The sequence below is a fragment of the Sphingomonas aliaeris genome, from assembly GCF_016743815.1.
Taxonomy (GTDB): Bacteria; Pseudomonadota; Alphaproteobacteria; order Sphingomonadales; family Sphingomonadaceae; genus Sphingomonas; species Sphingomonas aliaeris.
The window spans coordinates 1,898,306-1,914,180 of record NZ_CP061035.1 but is presented as its reverse complement, the minus strand read 5'-3'; the positions used below and the strand labels follow the sequence as shown (position 1 = coordinate 1,914,180).

Annotated in this window: 14 protein-coding genes; 6 read left to right on the top strand and 8 right to left on the bottom strand. The window is 65.3% G+C overall.

Annotated elements, in window-relative coordinates; translation table 11 throughout:
* The first annotated feature begins 15 nt into the window (after nucleotides 1-15).
* Entirely contained in the window at nucleotides 16-918 is a 903-nt protein-coding gene (fmt, locus tag H5J25_RS09060; protein ID WP_202095786.1) for a methionyl-tRNA formyltransferase, read from the top strand.
* Complete coding sequence (gene truA / locus H5J25_RS09055; RefSeq protein ID WP_202095785.1) at nucleotides 915-1,658, top strand: tRNA pseudouridine(38-40) synthase TruA; 744 nt, start codon at nucleotides 915-917, stop codon at nucleotides 1,656-1,658. The genes fmt and truA overlap by 4 nt, the downstream gene beginning before the upstream one ends.
* A 6-nt stretch (nucleotides 1,659-1,664) precedes the next feature.
* Here truA and H5J25_RS09050 read toward each other — a convergent pair whose 3' ends face one another.
* The 6 genes from H5J25_RS09050 to H5J25_RS09025 all read right to left on the bottom strand — a co-directional run bounded on the left by H5J25_RS09050 (nucleotide 1,665) and on the right by H5J25_RS09025 (nucleotide 9,361).
* Nucleotides 1,665-2,849, bottom strand: a complete 1,185-nt coding sequence (locus H5J25_RS09050; protein WP_202095783.1) for a class I SAM-dependent RNA methyltransferase — start codon at nucleotides 2,847-2,849, stop codon at nucleotides 1,665-1,667.
* Nucleotides 2,846-4,222: an NAD(P)H-hydrate dehydratase gene (locus H5J25_RS09045; RefSeq protein WP_202095781.1), complete on the bottom strand. Its 1,377-nt coding sequence runs from the start codon at nucleotides 4,220-4,222 to the stop codon at nucleotides 2,846-2,848. Before H5J25_RS09045 ends, H5J25_RS09050 begins: the two co-directional genes overlap by 4 nt.
* A complete protein-coding gene (locus H5J25_RS20665) occupies nucleotides 4,219-4,410 on the bottom strand; it encodes a hypothetical protein (RefSeq protein WP_225883461.1) in 192 nt (63 codons plus the stop codon). The genes H5J25_RS09045 and H5J25_RS20665 overlap by 4 nt, the downstream gene beginning before the upstream one ends.
* A gap of 222 nt (nucleotides 4,411-4,632) precedes the next feature.
* Nucleotides 4,633-6,354 (bottom strand): dihydroxy-acid dehydratase, encoded by a 1,722-nt coding sequence (gene ilvD, locus H5J25_RS09035; protein ID WP_202095780.1) that lies wholly within the window; start codon nucleotides 6,352-6,354, stop codon nucleotides 4,633-4,635.
* 256 nt (nucleotides 6,355-6,610) lie between these two features.
* A complete protein-coding gene (locus tag H5J25_RS21345; protein ID WP_318781360.1) occupies nucleotides 6,611-7,063 on the bottom strand; it encodes a hypothetical protein in 453 nt (150 codons plus the stop codon).
* 639 nt (nucleotides 7,064-7,702) lie between these two features.
* On the bottom strand, nucleotides 7,703-9,361 hold the full coding sequence (locus tag H5J25_RS09025; RefSeq protein ID WP_202095779.1) for an electron transfer flavoprotein-ubiquinone oxidoreductase: 1,659 nt from the start codon (nucleotides 9,359-9,361) through the stop codon (nucleotides 7,703-7,705).
* A gap of 116 nt (nucleotides 9,362-9,477) precedes the next feature.
* On the opposite strand from H5J25_RS09025, the gene H5J25_RS09020 reads away from it, so the two are divergent.
* Genes H5J25_RS09020 through moaB form a run of 3 tightly spaced genes read left to right on the top strand, consistent with a single transcriptional unit; the run spans nucleotide 9,478 to nucleotide 12,544 of the window.
* Nucleotides 9,478-10,224 carry a uracil-DNA glycosylase gene (locus tag H5J25_RS09020; protein ID WP_202095778.1) on the top strand — a complete coding sequence of 249 codons (747 nt, stop codon included), beginning with the start codon at nucleotides 9,478-9,480 and terminating at the stop codon, nucleotides 10,222-10,224.
* Nucleotides 10,221-12,017, top strand: a complete 1,797-nt coding sequence (locus tag H5J25_RS09015; RefSeq protein WP_225883460.1) for a lytic transglycosylase domain-containing protein — start codon at nucleotides 10,221-10,223, stop codon at nucleotides 12,015-12,017. The genes H5J25_RS09020 and H5J25_RS09015 overlap by 4 nt, the downstream gene beginning before the upstream one ends.
* Nucleotides 12,017-12,544: a molybdenum cofactor biosynthesis protein B gene (gene moaB / locus H5J25_RS09010; protein WP_202095777.1), complete on the top strand. Its 528-nt coding sequence runs from the start codon at nucleotides 12,017-12,019 to the stop codon at nucleotides 12,542-12,544. Before H5J25_RS09015 ends, moaB begins: the two co-directional genes overlap by 1 nt.
* 12 nt (nucleotides 12,545-12,556) lie before the next feature.
* Here the strand turns inward: moaB and H5J25_RS09005 are convergent, their stop codons facing one another.
* Complete coding sequence (locus tag H5J25_RS09005) at nucleotides 12,557-13,072, bottom strand: YbjN domain-containing protein (protein WP_202095776.1); 516 nt, start codon at nucleotides 13,070-13,072, stop codon at nucleotides 12,557-12,559.
* Between the two features lie 105 nt (nucleotides 13,073-13,177).
* On the opposite strand from H5J25_RS09005, the gene H5J25_RS09000 reads away from it, so the two are divergent.
* Entirely contained in the window at nucleotides 13,178-14,251 is a 1,074-nt protein-coding gene (locus tag H5J25_RS09000; RefSeq protein WP_202095775.1) for a PA0069 family radical SAM protein, read from the top strand.
* Nucleotides 14,252-14,270: 19 nt separating this feature from the next.
* Here H5J25_RS09000 and H5J25_RS08995 read toward each other — a convergent pair whose 3' ends face one another.
* Nucleotides 14,271-15,860: a long-chain fatty acid--CoA ligase gene (locus tag H5J25_RS08995; RefSeq protein ID WP_202095774.1), complete on the bottom strand. Its 1,590-nt coding sequence runs from the start codon at nucleotides 15,858-15,860 to the stop codon at nucleotides 14,271-14,273.
* Nucleotides 15,861-15,875 lie beyond the last annotated feature (15 nt).

Sequence of the window (15,875 nt, the reverse complement as noted above, 5' to 3'; positions counted from 1 at the left end):
GCCAGAGCGTCGGGCATGCGCATAATCTTCATGGGTACGCCCGAATTCTCCGTGCCGGTGCTTCAGGCGCTGGTCGATGCCGGTCACGACGTCGTTGCGTCGTACAGCCAACCCGCGCGGCGTAGCGGCCGGGGCAAGGCGGTGACCCCCTCCCCGGTTCAGGCGCGCGCCGAGGCGCTGGGTATCACTGTGCGGACGCCGTTGTCCCTGCGCGATCCGGAGGCACAGGCGGAGTTCGCTGCCTTCGACGCGGATGTCGCGGTCGTCGCGGCTTACGGTCTGATCCTGCCACGCGCCGTACTGGATGCGCCGCGTCTCGGGTGCCTTAACGTCCACGCGTCGCTGCTGCCGCGCTGGCGGGGCGCGGCACCGATCCAGCGCGCGATCCTTGCCGGTGACATCGAAACCGGCGTGGGAATCATGCAGATGGAGGCGGGACTCGATACCGGACCGGTGCGGCTGGAGGGACGGACGCCGATCGACGGCAAGACGGCCGGAATGCTGACGGACGAGCTCAGCGTGATGGGTGCGGCGTTGATGGTGCGAGTGCTGTCCGACATCGACGCCCACCCCGCAATGGATCAGCCGGACGACGGCGTCACCTATGCGCCGAAGATCGACAAGGCGGAGACGCGGCTGGATTTCATGGCCGATGCGGTGACGGTCGAACGGCAGGTGCGCGGTTTCAATCCGCCGGGGGCGTGGTTCGAATTTGCCGGCGAACGTGTGCGGGTGCTGGCGGCGGAGGTGACGGAAGGTGCCGACGGAACGCCAGGCAGCGTTCTGGACGATCGGCTGACGATACGATGTGGAGACAACTGTATTCGCCCGACTTCACTCCAGCGCGCGGCACGTGGCGTCATGTCGGCGGGTGAATTGCTACGCGGCTTTCCGATCCCGGCAGGGTCGCAGCTTTGACGCGGTTCGCGCTGACCGTCGAGTATGACGGGCGCCCCTTCGCCGGATGGCAGCGCCAGAGCGTGTCGCCAAGCGTCCAGGCGGCGATCGAGGCGGCAATCCTTGCGGCCACCGGCGAAGAGGTTGCGGTGCATTCGGCCGGCCGGACCGATGCGGGCGTTCATGCGACGGCGATGCGGGCGCATGTCGATATCGCGCGCGACATCGCGCCGTTCCGCTTGTCGGAGGCGATCAACGCGAAGCTGCGGCCCGCCCCCGTCGCGATCCTGGAGTGCATGATCGTGCCGGACGATTGGCATGCGCGCTTTTCCTGCATCGGACGGAGTTACGAATATCGCATCGTGCTTCGCCGGGCGCCGCTGACATGGGAGCGCGGGCTGGCATGGCGCGTGCCCAAGGGTCTTGATGCCGAGGCGATGGCGGAGGGCGCCGCGCGGTTGATCGGGCGGCATGACTTCACGACCTTCCGATCGGCGCATTGTCAGGCGAACAGTCCGTTGCGGACGCTGGACCGGCTGGACGTGGTCCGGACGGGTGATAGGTTGAGCGTGTTCGCCTCCGCCCGCTCCTTCCTGCATCATCAGGTGCGCTCGATGGTGGGATGTCTGGCACTGGTCGGGCAACGCAAATGGTCGGCGGACGATCTTGCCGATGCACTGGCCGCGAAAAACCGCACACGGCTAGGGCTGAATGCGCCGCCGGATGGGTTGTTCTTTATCGGGGCGACCTATCCCGACTGACGCGAATCACCGGGAAAATTTTGCAGCGAGTTCAACGTGCGTTGACCAGCGGAACTGGCCGACCGGCTGGATCCATTCCAGCGCAAAGCCACCTTCGCACAAAATTTGGGCATCGCGGGCGAAGCTGCTGGGATTGCAGGATACATAGACGATGACTGGCACCTTCGACGGTGCTGCGAGCAACGCCTGTTCGCGCGCGCCGGCGCGGGGCGGATCGAGCACCAGCGCCTCGAAGCGATCCAGTTCGGCGGTTGTCAGGGCGCGCCGATAAAGGTCGCGGTGATCGGCGAAGATCGTGCGACCTGTCCGCGCCGCAGCCGACTTCAGCGCCAGGATCGCCTCGCGCGCGGCCTCGCCGGCATAGACCTTCCCCGACAGCGCGAAGGTGAACGTGCCGAGACCGGCGAACAGATCGGCGACGGTCGTGGCGCCCCCTACGCCCTCCAGCACAGCCTCGATCAAGGCCGCTTCGCCTTCGCGGGTCGCCTGCAGGAACGATGCGGTCGGCAGAGCGACGGGTACGCCGCTCAGTGAAATGGTGACGGGTTCGGGCTCCCAGCGGATTTCGGCACCATAGCCGCTGTCGATCGCAAAGCGCGCCACGCCATGTTTCTGGCAGAATGCGCTGATCGCCTCGGCGGCGTCGAGCCCTTCGGCCTCGATCCCTTCGACCAGCAGGTCGATGCCCTGATCCGCCTGGGTCAGATGCAAGCGCGCGCGGCGGTTCTTCTTGAGAAAATTTGCGAGCAATGTCCTCAATGGTGCGCTCACCGCAAACAATTCCGGCGTGAGGATCCAGCATTCCTGAATGTCCACCAGCGTATGGCTGGCATTCTCGCTGAACCCTATCTGGACGCGGCCGTTCTTCATTTCCGCCTGCAACGCGGCACGTCGGCGCGTCTTCGGGGGCGACAGCTTCGGCGTGCGGATCTCAGCGGTCAGGTCATGCGCCGCGAGCGCGCCTGCGATGCGATCGACGATGAAGGCGGAATAGCTTTGGTCATCGAGATGCTGGAGCTGGCACCCCCCACAGGTCGGGAAGTGACGGCATGGCGGCGTCTGGTGATGCGGGCCGGGAATGACCTCGAATGCCGCGGTCAGCGTGTCGCCGGGCGCGGCCAGGGGAGCGTGTCGGCCATCGGCGGTGACGCCTTCGCCACGCGCGGCGACGCGGAGGATCGTATCGGTCATAGCGACGCCCTAGCCGCGGTCAGCGCCCGCGCCAAATCATCCGCGACGAACGCCGGGCCAAGGCGGCGAGCGGCGTCGCCATGCAGCCACACACCGGCCGAGGCCGCATCGTACGGTTCGATTCCGGTGGAGAGCACCGCGGCGATCGTGCCGGCCAGCACGTCGCCCGTCCCGGCGGTCGAAAGCCAGACGCTCGCGGATCGGGACACGGTTGCCCGCTTATCCGGCGCAGCGATCACCGTGTCCGCCCCCTTGAAGACGACGATCGCACCCGACCGGACGGCGGCTTGCCGCGCGGCGTCGATCTTGTTGGCGTCGGATCGCCCGAACATCCCGGTAAATTCACCCCCGTGCGGGGTGAGGATCACCGGGGCCGACCGGCGCTTGATCGCATCCGGATCGATCAGGTGGAGCGCGTCGCCATCGATGACGAGGGGACGATCGGTCGCCAACGCCGCGTCCAGCTTCGCCTGTGCCTCCGCATCGCGCCCCAAACCGGGGCCGACGAGCAGCGCCCCGATCCGTACGTCGGACAGCGCTTCTGGGTAGAACGGCTTGTGCACTATTGCGTCCGGCGCGCCTTGCGCATCGCCGAGCAGCAGGACGTATCCGGCACCGGCATGCATCGCGGCGAGGCTGGCGAGGCGAGCGGCCCCCGGCATCGCGCCGCCGATCACCGCGACCATCCCGCGCGTGAATTTATGCGCTTCCGGGCCGGGCGGGGTCAGCGCCGGGCGGTCCAGCACGCGCGCCCTGGAGCGGGTCGGCACGCCGATATCGAGGATGCGGACCTTGCCGCACAGGTTCGCCGCGGGTTGCAGCAGGTGGGACGGCTTGACTGCGCCCAGCGCCAGCGTGACATCGAAGCTCGGTACTTCGGCTAGGATGCATCCGTCGTCGGACGATATCCCGCTCGGCAGATCGATCGCGATCGACAGCGTGGCCGTTTCGACCAGCTCAGCAAATTTCGTTGCCGCGCCCGTTTCGAGCGGGCGCGACAGGCCGATACCGAACAGCGCGTCCACAATGATGGGTGCGGGGGCCGCTTCGGCGAACGGCTCGACCGCTGCGCTCCACCGATGCCGTGCAGCCCTAGAGGCTTCGGTTCGCGGTTCGGAAAGCGCCGCAACGCGCACGTCCAGTCCGGCCTCCTTCAGGAGGCGCGCCGCGACATAGCCATCCCCGCCATTATTCCCCGGCCCGCAGAGGATCAGGATCGGGGAAGCACCGGCCAGACGGCGAACCGCCGTGGCGATTTCACGGCCGGCGCGATCCATCAGGCTTTCCACGGTCGCGCCGCCCGCGATTGCGACGTCTTCGGCGGCGCGCATCTCATCGGCCGTCACTATGGACCGCCCGTCGACCGGCATCATGGCGTCGTGTCTTCGACGGTTGCGGGAAGGCGATAGCGGTCGCCGGCCAACGTGATTTCGGTCTCACCGCCATCGACAATGCGGGCGCTCGCCTGCTGCGCGCCATCCGCGGCCGTGACTGCGCGACCGTCGCCGCCGACCAGCAATCGGCGAAACGCGCCGTCCGGGTGGCGGATCGTGAGGATCACGCCTCCCTCCCCTCGGCTGCGCTCCACCGTACAATCGCGCGTGAGCGGAGCGCCAGGGTGTGCGCATACGATGCGCTCTGCCGGCTGGTCATCCCGACGATCCGGCGTACCTTCACCCCGTTCGCCGCACGCGCCCAGCGCAAGGATGGCGAGACATGCCAATCGTGCGCGACCGCCGATCCTCATGGATGCGCCAGCCGGATCGGTGAAGGCCTCTCCGTCCTAGATATCCGCGTAGACATGGGTTTCGGCAGCGGCTCCGGGATGCGTGACGGCGCCTTTATAAGCGGGGCCGACCGTCTTCGAATAGCGCCACAGTGCGCCCGATTGGTAATCGTTGCTGCGCGGTTGCCATTTCGACCGACGCTCGGCCAGCACGTCCTCCGGCACGTCGAGATCGATCGTCCCGGCTTCCGCATCGATGCGGATGATGTCGCCATCCTCGACCAATGCGATCGGCCCGCCGTCCGCCGCTTCCGGCCCGACATGACCGATGCAGAAACCGCGCGTGCCGCCGGAGAAGCGGCCATCCGTGATCAGGGCGACCTTTTCGCCGAGCCCGAGTCCGTAGAGCGCGGCGGTGGTCGAGAGCATCTCACGCATGCCGGGGCCGCCCTTGGGGCCTTCGTAGCGGATGACGATCACCTGCCCTTCCACGATCTCGCGATTCTCGACCGCGGTGAACGTATCCTCCTCGCATTCGAAAACGCGCGCGGGGCCTTCGAACTGGAGGCGGTGCATCCCCGCGACCTTCACGATCGCCCCGTCCGGTGCGAGCGTACCGCGCAAACCGACGACGCCGCCAGTCGGGGTGATCGGCGTCTTGACGTCGTAGATGACCTTCTGGTCGGGATTCCACGTCACCTGATCGATATTCTCACCCAGCGTCTTGCCGGTGACCGTCAGGCAATTGCCGTCGAGCAGGTCGTTGGCGAGCATCGTCTTCATCAGCATGTAGACGCCGCCGGCCTCGTACATGTCCTTCGCCACATACTTCCCGCCGGGCTTGAGGTCGGCGATGTAAGGCGTTGATTTGAATGCCTCCGCGACGTCGAACAGGTCGAAGTCGATTCCGGCTTCGTGCGCCATCGCAGGAAGATGCAACGCGCCGTTGGTGGAGCCGCCCGTCGCGGCGACGACGCGGGCGGCGTTGATGAACGCTTCCCGCGTGCAGAGGTCGCGCGGGCGGATATTCCTGGCGAGCAACTCCATCACCTGCGCGCCTGCCGCGACTGCGATCTGTTCACGCGTACTATAAGGTGCTGGTGTCATGTTGCTGTTCGGCAACGACAATCCGATTGCCTCGGCGACGCAGGCCATCGTGTTCGCCGTATACTGTCCACCGCACGCGCCGTGGCCTGGGCATGCCGCTTTCTCGAGCGCATGCACTTCCTCGATCGGACAGTTTCCGGCAGCATATCGGCCGACGATCTCGAATACGTCGACGACGGTGACATCCTTGTCGTTGAAGCGCCCGGGAAGGATCGACCCACCGTAAACGAAGATGGAAGGGACGTTCAGCCGCAACATCGCCATCATCATGCCCGGGAGCGATTTGTCACAGCCAGCGAACGTGACGAGCGCATCGTAACAATGCCCGCGCACGCTGAGCTCGACCGGATCGGCGATGACTTCACGGCTGACGAGCGAGGACTTCATCCCCTGATGCCCCATCGCGATTCCGTCGGTTACGGTGATCGTGTTGAAACGCCGTGGCATTCCGCCGCCCTGCATGACGCCGGCGCGCGCCGCGTCTGCCTGAGCATCGAGCCGCGTGTTACATGGCGCGCTGTCGTTACCTGCGCTCGCCAACCCCACGAAAGGACGGGCAATTTCCTCCTCGCTCAACCCCATCGCATAGTAATAGCTGCGATGCGGGGCGCGCTCAGGACCGACGGAAACGTGGCGGCTGGGCAGTGTGGATTTGTCGAAACGGTTGGTCATAGGGCGGGCGTATGTCGCCAGAAGGGCGGTTTGCGCAAGTGTGTTGCGCGCGTTCGCAAAAAAGGGCGACGAACTTGCGCTCGTCGCCCCTGGTTTCGATGACGCACGAAGCCGCCGTGGATCATCAGCGGGCGCGGCGCTCCGAGGCGGCGGACCCGTTCGCCCAAAGGTTCAGCAAGGACGGGGCCAATCGCGGATTCGCTGCGACACGAGGGTTAACGGTGCGCGTAACGTCCCATGACGGGGCGATCGACCGTTACGCGAGTGTCGATTCGAGACACCACCAACCCGGTTCCTCACGCCGGATTTCCATAGCGGCTTCGGCGCGGGCACCCTCGTCGGCATAGAGCGCGAAACAGGTGGCGCCCGATCCGGACATGCGGACGAGCACGGATGACGTGCGGGCAAGACGGTCGAGCACAGAGCCGATCACGGGCGCGATCATGCGCGCGGGCAACTCCAGGTCGTTCCGGCCGGTCCGCGCGATATCCAGCGGCGTCCCGGTGCCGATCGGCCCCGCATCGTGGCCGCTCCACGCCTTGAAGACCGCAGCGGTGGACACCGCTACGCCGGAATTGACCAACAGCACCGGGACGCCCGTCAGGCCGTCGACAGGCGTGAGGTGTTCGCCCCTGCCCCGGCCGATCGCGCTGCGGCCGAAAAGGCAGGCGGGCACGTCGGAGCCGAGCGCATCGGCGCAACCGAACAATCGCGGATCCTCAAGCGGGATGTCGTGAAGTCTGGCCAGCGCGCGGAGGGTTGCGGCTGCGTCGGCGGACCCCCTCCGATACCGGAGGCAATGGGAAGGTTTTTGGTCAGTTTGACGGAATATTGCTCAGCGATTGCAAATGCTTCGGAAAACATCTTGATCGCGCGTGTTACGAGGTTGTCGCCTTCCGTTTCCAGGCCGTTCGCGAACGGGCCATCGATGGTGAAAGAACCGGCGCCGCGTTCGAGAGCGATTTCGTCGCCGTCGCGGAGGAAGGCGAACAGCGTCTCCAACTCATGATAGCCGTCCGGCCGCCGCAAACGGACGTGTAGCGCGAGGTTTATCTTGGCGGGCGCGCGTTCGGTGATGATGTGACTGATCCTCGATTTCGGGCCGAACGGTAGGTCGATAGTCGCTGTCGCCGACCACCGACCGTTCGTGCCGAGCCTGTCGAAGCACCGCTCCGGTGGGCCCGCCCTTCGACAAGCTCAGGACGAACGGGGATGGCAAGCCGGGCCGGTCGGACCGCGGCAAGTAGCGCGCCGCAACAAAGCCGAGTCGTCGGACCGCGCTTCGGCGCCGCCGGCCGGACGCGCCTTAAGGCTTGGCGTAGCTTGCGCTACGCCGTTGCCCGGCGCGTCACATATTCGGATAGTTCGGCCCGCCGCCGCCCTCCGGCACCACCCAGTTGATGTTCTGCGTCGGGTCCTTGATGTCGCAGGTCTTGCAGTGGACGCAATTCTGCGCGTTGATCACGAACTTCGGATCGCCGGTTTCCTCGCCGACGATCTCGTACACGCCTGCCGGGCAATATCGCTGCGCCGGTTCGTCATACATCGGCAGGTCGTATTCCACCGGGATGTTCGGGTCCTTCAGCGTAAGGTGAACCGGCTGATCCTCCTCGTGATTGGTGTTCGACTGGAACACCGAAGACAGGCGATCGAAGGTCAACACGCCGTCGGGCTTGGGATAATCGATCTTGCGGACCAGATCCTTGCGCCACAGCGTCTTGTGGTCCGGGTGATGCTTCATCGTGAAGGGCATCTTGATCCCGAAGCTTTCCAGCCACATCGTCACGCCCGCCAGGCCGGAGCCCATCAGGTCGCCGAACTTTTCGACCAGCGGCAGGACGTTGCGGACGATCGACAGCTCCTTGCGGACCCAGCTGGCGTCGAAAGCCTCCGGATAGGCGGTGAGCTCGTCATGCTCGCGGCCTGCAGTGACGGCTTCGAACGCCGCTTCGGCCGCCATCATGCCGCTCTTCATCGCGGTATGCGTGCCCTTGATGCGGGGAACGTTGAGGAAGCCGGCGCTGTCGCCGATGAGCGCACCCCCGGGGAAGACCAGTTTCGGGATCGACTGCAGGCCGCCGTCGCTGATCGCGCGCGCGCCGTACGACACGCGCTTGGCGCCCTTCAAAATCTCGGCGATCGCGGGGTGGGTCTTCCACCGCTGCATCTCCTGGAACGGCGACAGATAGGGATTGGAATAATTGAGCCACGTGACGAAGCCCAGGGCGACCTGACCGTTCGCCTGATGATACAGGAAGCCACCGCCGTTCGATCCCGTCTCGCTGAGCGGCCAGCCCTGCGTGTGGATCACGCGACCCGGCGCATGCCGTTCCGGGTCCACATCCCACAGTTCCTTGATGCCGAGGCCGTAAACCTGCGGTTCCGCATCGCGCGCGAGATCGAACGTGCGGATCAGTTCCTTGGACAGGTGACCGCGCACGCCTTCGCTGAGGAAGGTGTACTTGGCGTGCAGTTCGAGCCCCGGCGTGTAATCGGGCTTGTGCGTGCCATCGCGCGCGACGCCCATGTCGCCGGTCGCGACGCCCTTCACCGATCCATCCTCGTTGAACAGCACTTCCGCCGCCGCGAAGCCGGGGAAAATCTCGACGCCGAGTTCCTCCGCCTGACCCGCGAGCCAGCGGCACAGATTGCCGAGACTGCCAGTATAGGTATTCTTGTTGTGCATCAGGCCGGGGGTGAAGAGGTGCGGCATGCCGAACTTCTTCTTCTTGGTCATGATCCAGTGCTGGTTGTCGTTGACCAGCACTTCGGCCATCGGGCAATTGCGGTCGCGCCAGTCGGGGATCAGCTCGTCCAGCGAGCGCGGATCGACGACCGCGCCGGACAGGATGTGCGCGCCGACCTCCGATCCTTTTTCCAGCACGCAGACGGCAAGTTCCGCGCCCTTGTCGTTGGCCAGTTGTTTCAGCCGGATCGCCGCCGAAAGACCTGCCGGCCCGGCGCCGACGATCACGACGTCATAAGGCATGGATTCGCGTTCGCTCACATCTCGTCTCCGTCGCGGACGGACGCGGGCGCGCTCGTCGCGCGACAGCACCGTCCTGTCCAAGATGCGGTGCCAGCGAATTGACCTTCGCGTCAACATGCTAGTCTAAGGACCGCATGGGGGCTGACCAAAATTTCGACTGGAAACAGGCCGCCGCGAGCGCGCTGGAGTGGTGGCGCGACGCTGGCGTGGATGCGACGATCGACGAGACGCCGCGCAATTGGCTCGTCCGTCCCGCACCCGCTCCGGCGATCGATCCCGGCGTAACGATCGGCGAGGCCGTAGCGGCATCGGGTGCCCTGCCCGATACGCTCGCGGCGTTCGAGGCGTGGCGCGTCGGGGCCGATGCGCCCGAGGCCGGCTGGCATGGCCGACCGTTCATGGCCGCGGGAAATGCCGCCGCGGAAATTTTGGTCGTCATCGACATGCCGGAACGCGAGGATGCGGAATCGGGGCAATTGTTGAGCGGGGCGGCGGGTCGCCTCTTCGACCGAATGCTTGCCGCGATCGGGCGGGATCGGTCCTCGGTGTACCTCGTGCCCTTATGCGCGGCGCGGCCGGCCGCTGCGCGGATCGCGCCCGAAATCGAGGCGCGCTTAAGCGAATTGCTGTTGCATCACGTTGCGCTTGCCGCGCCGAAACGGGTGCTGTTGATGGGCAACGCGCCGAGCCGTGCGATGCTCGGGTTGGATTTTCTGCGCGCCCGGGGTAGTTTACGCCCGGTTAACCACGAAGCGGGCACTATCCGGGGCAGTTTCGAGGCGGTCGCGACGTTCCATCCGCGCTTCCTGATCGAACAACCGGCAAAGAAGGCCGAAGCGTGGAAAGATTTGCAGATGCTGATCGGGGGATTGCAACAGTGAAGGCAGTTCTGGCTCTGGCCTGTATCGCGGCGGTATCTCCCGTCGCAGCGCACGCGGCGGAACCCGGCGAACCCGCCGCGTCGCCGATCAATACCCAGACCGCGACCTCCGCGTCGCGCACCAAGGATGGTATTCCCGACCAGTTGGATACGACGCAGCGCGAAGAATATCGCAGCGTCTTCGGGATGATCCGCGATCAACGGTGGCAGGACGCACAACTGCTGCTGGCGTCGATGAAGCCCGGTCCGCTCCACGCGATCGCGCGGGCCGAGCTGTTGACGGCAAAGGGATCGCCCAAGGCGGAACTCGATCCGCTGATGCAATTGCTCGCCGAAGCGCCCGAACTGCCCCAGGCGCAGCAAATCTATACGATGGCGAAATCCCGCGGTGCGATCGACCTTCCCGCGCTGCCGGAGGCCAATCGCCTCACCTGGCTGGGGAGCGCGCCGGTGCGTGCCCGCGCGAAAAGCATCAAGAGCGACATGTCCGCTGCGGAACTGGCGATCCGCATGCAGCCCTTTATCAAGGCGGATGATGGCGTCTCGGCACAGGCTTTGCTGGACTCGACGCAAGGCCTGTCACCGGAAGCCTTGACCGAATGGCAGCAGAAGGTCGCGTGGATCTATTATCTGCAGGGCGACGACAACAACGCCCGCACGATGGCCGCGAAAGCCGCAATGGGCGTCGGCGACTGGGCGGTGCAGGCGGAATGGGTCGGCGCGCTGGCCGCATGGCGTCAAAAGGATTGCGCGACCGCGGGCAGCGCGTTCGAACGCGTGTCCGGACGAGCGGGCGATGTCGATTTGCGCGCGGCCGGTCTGTATTGGGCGGCGCGCGCGGACATGGTCTGCGTCCGCCCCGACCGGATCGAAGGCCGGTTGAAAAGCGCGGCGCAGTATAAGGAAACGTTCTACGGCCTGCTCGCGCGCCAGGCTTTGGGCATCAAGGACGTTGCGCCCAAGCCCGACCGGTATGTCGCGGCCGATTGGCAAGTGCTGGGCAACCGCCCCAACGTTCGCGTCGCGGCCGCTCTGGTCGAAATCGGCGAGACGTCGCTGGCGGATGAAGTGATCCGGCAGGAAGCGAAGGTCGGCAATCCAACCGGTTTTGCGTCGTTGGTCCGGCTGGCGGCCACCTTCAATTTGCCGGGAACGCAGGTATGGCTGTCGCAGAACGGCCCGGTCGGCGCTCAACCGTCGCTGGCAGCGCGCTATCCCGCGCCCAACTGGACGCCGGACGGCGGCTGGCGTGTCGATAAGGCGCTGGTCTACGCCCACACGTTGCAGGAATCGCGGTTCCGCACCGACGTCATCAGCAAGGCGGGCGCTTACGGCCTGATGCAGGTGATGCCCGCCGCCGCGACCGATATCGCGCGCAAGCATGGGCGGACGTACGATCGTACGGCTTTGTCGCGGCCTTCGGTCAACATGGAAGTCGGGCAATCCTATCTGGAGCAGCTGCGCGACCTGCCGCTGACGGGCGGTCTGCTGCCGAAGGTCATCGCCGCCTACAATGCGGGGCCGGCGCCGGTGCAACTTTGGAATGCTCTGTCGCGGGACGGTGGCGATCCGTTGCTGTACATTGAATCGATCCCGTTCTGGGAGACGCGCGGTTATGTCGCGACCGTCCTGCGCAACTACTGGATGTACGAGGCGCAGGGCGGGAAGACTGCCTCGCCCAGCCGCATGGCGCTGACGCAGGGCATGTGGCCACGCTTCCCGGGCATGGCCGGTGCCGCAGCCGTCCGCCTGACGAACAGCGCAAGCCGCGTCATCGCCAGCATCGCCCGCTAATGCCGATCGACGAGGGCAAGACGTTCCTGCCCGTCAGGATCGCGGTCCTGACCATATCCGACAGCCGCAGGATGGCCGACGACCGGTCCGGCCAGACGCTGGTGGATCGCCTGAGCGCGGCGGGACATGTGCTAGCCGACCGCAGCATCGTGACCGACGATGTGCCTGCGATCGTCGCCAAGCTGGAACGCTGGGTCACGGACGACCAGGTCGATTGCATCATCACCACGGGCGGCACCGGCGTGACTGGCCGGGACGTTACGCCCGAGGCGATCGAGCGGGTCGCGGACAAGATGATCCCCGGTTTCGGGGAACTGTTCCGCTGGCTCAGCTTCCAGACGATCGGCACCTCCACGATCCAGTCCCGCGCCTGCGCCTGCGTGACGCGCGGGACCTATATCTTCGCGCTGCCTGGTTCGACCGGCGCGGTGAAGGATGGGTGGGACGGCATCCTCGTCCACCAGCTCGACAGCCGCTTCACCCCCTGCAATTTCGTGGAACTGATGCCGCGTCTGATGGAGCGCTGAGGCCGCGACACCCTATTTAGTCGCCGTGGTTCCGGACGTCGTCTTCGCCGCCTCTTCTTTCTCGCGAAGGAAGGTAGCAAGCGACCCGTCCGTCTGCGTGAACCAGTCGACGTAATCGGCGAAGTTCTTGTACGTCGATCGCCCGATCGCGCTGACATAGACATATTCGACCAGATCGCCGTCGCCATCCACCGCGATCTTCAGGAACCGCTTTTTGGCGTTCCATTCGTTCGCCAGCTCCGCCGAGAAATATGGCTGCTTCTTGTACCAGGAGGAGAACTCGAACGAGTCGCAGCCCGTATCGTTCTTGCAGTTATAGAAGTTGAGGGTGAATTCGTTGCCGTTCGCCGCGCTGGCGATGTACGTGCTGCCGGTCTTGCCCTTCTTTATCTCGGCCTTGTAGCCGGCCTGAAGTAGAAGCCCCGCAACCGTCTTGATATCGCCGAGATCGACGGTGCGTTCCTGTGCCGTTGCAGGTCCCGCCGCCGCACCGGCGACAAGCATCGCGATCAATCCAGTCTTCAGCATAAAACGACCCCCGTCCTGTTTCCAAGGATGGTATAGAGCGGAAGCGAGACGGGACAATGCCGCATTCGTTCTTGCTTCGTTCTCGCGTGATCGATACGGTTCGGCATGGCCGCGAAGCGTGCAGTACGGGGTGCGACCCTGAACACCGGGAGCGCGCGGTTCAATCTGCCCACGCGCGAAGAGGACGGTGACTGGCTGGACGATCGCGAGACGCTCGACGGCGCCCCGCCCCGCCTGCGCACCACCGTCACGGTAGAAACCCCGCGGACGATCATCACCCGCAACCAGTCGCCCGACATCGGTTTTGACCGCTCGATCAACCCGTATCGCGGCTGCGAACATGGATGCATCTATTGCTTCGCGCGACCGACGCATGCCTTTCACGATCTGTCGCCCGGGCTGGATTTCGAAAGCAAGCTGTTCGCCAAGCCGATCGCGGCGGATCTGTTGCGCGCGGAACTGTCGAAGCCCGGCTATATCCCGCTGCCGATCGCTTTCGGTACGAACACCGATCCCTATCAGCCGATCGAGAGCGACTGGCGGATCACGCGCGCCTGTATCGAAGTGCTGGCGGAAACCGACCATCCGTTGACGATCACCACCAAATCCGACCGCGTTACACGCGATCTGGACCTGCTAGCGCCGATGGCGGCGAAGGGGTTGGTGGCGGTCGCGATGTCGATCACCACGCTCGATCCCGCGATCGCCATGACCCTGGAGCCCCGCGCGCCTGCCCCCGCCCGGCCACTTGCGGCGGTGAAGCGGTTGAGCGAGGCGGGTATCCCCACCTATGTATCGATCGCACCGGTCATCCCCGCCATCACGGATCACGAGATCGAGCACATCCTGGAAAAGGCGGCAGACGGCGGGGCGCGGGCGGCATTTTTCATGCCGGTCCGCCTTCCCCACGAAGTTGCACCCCTGTTCCGCGCGTGGCTGGACGAGCATTTCCCGGATCGTGCGGGCAAGGTAATGGCGACGATACGGTCCATGCGCGGCGGGCGGGACAACGACCCGGAGTTTCACAGCAGGTTCCGCGGTCAAGGCGCGTTCGGCGATCTTCTACGCACCCGCTTCACGATCGCATGCCGGAAATACGGGCTGAACATCGAACGGATATCGGTGCGGCGCGACCTGTTCAGGCCACCCCGCGGTCCGCAGGGCGACCTGTTCGGTTGAGCCGGATTATGCCGCCCATTCAGGCCGCCAGACGATAATCCTTATAGCGCGCGCGAAGTTCGGTCTTCAGGATCTTGCCAGTGGCGGTGTGCGGCAGGTCCTCGACGAACACGATCTCGTCCGGCAGCCACCATTTCGCAACATGGTTCGACAGGTGCGCGGCGATGTCGGCTTCGGTTACGGCGCTGTCCGCCTTGCGCACCACCAGCAGCAACGGGCGCTCATCCCATTTCGGATGATAGATGCCGATCGCGGCGGCCTCCGCCACGCCGGGACAACCGACCGCGGCATTTTCCAGATCGACTGAGCTGATCCACTCGCCGCCGGATTTAATCACGTCCTTCGCACGATCCGTGATCTGCATCGTGCCGTCGGAATGCAATACCGCGACGTCGCCGGTATCGAACCAGTTGTCCGCATCCACCGCATCCTCGGGCGCGCCGAAATAGCGCTGGACCACCCACGGGCCACGCACCTGCAACCGCCCCGACGATATCCCGTCGCGAGGCTGTTCAACATCGTCGTCGTCCAGCACGCGCAGTTCGACGCCGAACGGGATGCTGCCCTGCTTCTGCAACATGTCGAGTTGCGCATCGCGGCTGAAATCCTCCCAGCCCGGCGGCGGACAGGCGGCCGTAGCGACCGGCGACGTCTCGGTCATGCCCCACAAGTGGATGACCTTGATATTCATGTCGAGGAACCGCGAAATCATCGCGCGCGGTGCGGCCGAGCCGCCGACGGTGATCTGCTCGACCGTGCCGGGCGTCTCGCCGGTCGTATCGATATGCTGGAACAAAGCGAGCCAGACGGTCGGCACGCCGCTGGCCAGGGTCACGCGCTCGCTGTTCATCAGACGGCACAGCACCGCAGCGTCGTTGACCTGGCTGAACACCATCTTCGATCCGGCAAGCGGTGCGGCGAAGCACAGGCCCCACGCCGCCGCGTGGAACAGCGGCACGATCGGCAGGATCGACGTGCGTGCGCTGAGCGTCATGACGGAGGGCGACCCGGCATGCATCGCGTGCAACAGGGTCGATCGGTGCGTGTAGAGCACGCCCTTCGGGTTGCCCGTCGTCCCGCTGGTATAGCAGAGCATGCACGGCTCGCGCTCGCCGCCTTCGTACCAGCTATAATCGCCGGTCTCGGAATCGAGCAGGGCGTCGAAACTCCCCGCGCCTTCGGAATCGAAGCAGATGTAGTGCTCGATGCTGCTCCATTCGGACTTCAGGCGGTCGACGATCGGCTGGAACTGCTTGTCGTAGATCAGCACGCGGTCTTCGGCATGGTTCGCGATATAGACGAGTTGCTCGTCGAACAGGCGCGGATTGATCGTGTGCACGACGCCGCCCATCCCGATCGTACCGTACCATGCGACCAGATGGCTGCCGTGGTTCATGGCCAGCGTTGCGACACGATCGCCGGGCTTCAGGCCGAGCCGTTCAAGCGCCTGCGCCAGCCGTTTGGAATCATGCGCGACGCCGGCCCAGCTGGACCGGGTTTCATGTCCGTCCGCCCAGCGGGTTATAATCTCGCGATGCCCGTGTTCGCGCGCGGCGTGATCCAGCAAACGCGGCACGCGCAATTCGAAATCCTGCATTCCACCGAGCATCTGTCTCTCCTACCG

Bases quoted from the DNA above. Each gene is read 5' to 3' on its own strand.
- fmt (WP_202095786.1), top strand. From the start codon at position 16: ATGCGCATAATCTTCATGGGTACGCCCGAATTCTCCGTGCCGGTGCTT.
- H5J25_RS09050 (WP_202095783.1), bottom strand. From the start codon at position 2,849: ATGACCGATACGATCCTCCGCGTCGCCGCGCGTGGCGAAGGCGTCACC.
- H5J25_RS09045 (WP_202095781.1), bottom strand. From the start codon at position 4,222: ATGATGCCGGTCGACGGGCGGTCCATAGTGACGGCCGATGAGATGCGC.
- ilvD (WP_202095780.1), bottom strand. From the start codon at position 6,354: ATGACCAACCGTTTCGACAAATCCACACTGCCCAGCCGCCACGTTTCC.
- H5J25_RS09020 (WP_202095778.1), top strand. From the start codon at position 9,478: ATGGGGGCTGACCAAAATTTCGACTGGAAACAGGCCGCCGCGAGCGCG.
- moaB (WP_202095777.1), top strand. From the start codon at position 12,017: ATGCCGATCGACGAGGGCAAGACGTTCCTGCCCGTCAGGATCGCGGTC.
- H5J25_RS09005 (WP_202095776.1), bottom strand. From the start codon at position 13,072: ATGCTGAAGACTGGATTGATCGCGATGCTTGTCGCCGGTGCGGCGGCG.
- H5J25_RS09000 (WP_202095775.1), top strand. From the start codon at position 13,178: ATGGCCGCGAAGCGTGCAGTACGGGGTGCGACCCTGAACACCGGGAGC.
- H5J25_RS08995 (WP_202095774.1), bottom strand. From the start codon at position 15,860: ATGCTCGGTGGAATGCAGGATTTCGAATTGCGCGTGCCGCGTTTGCTG.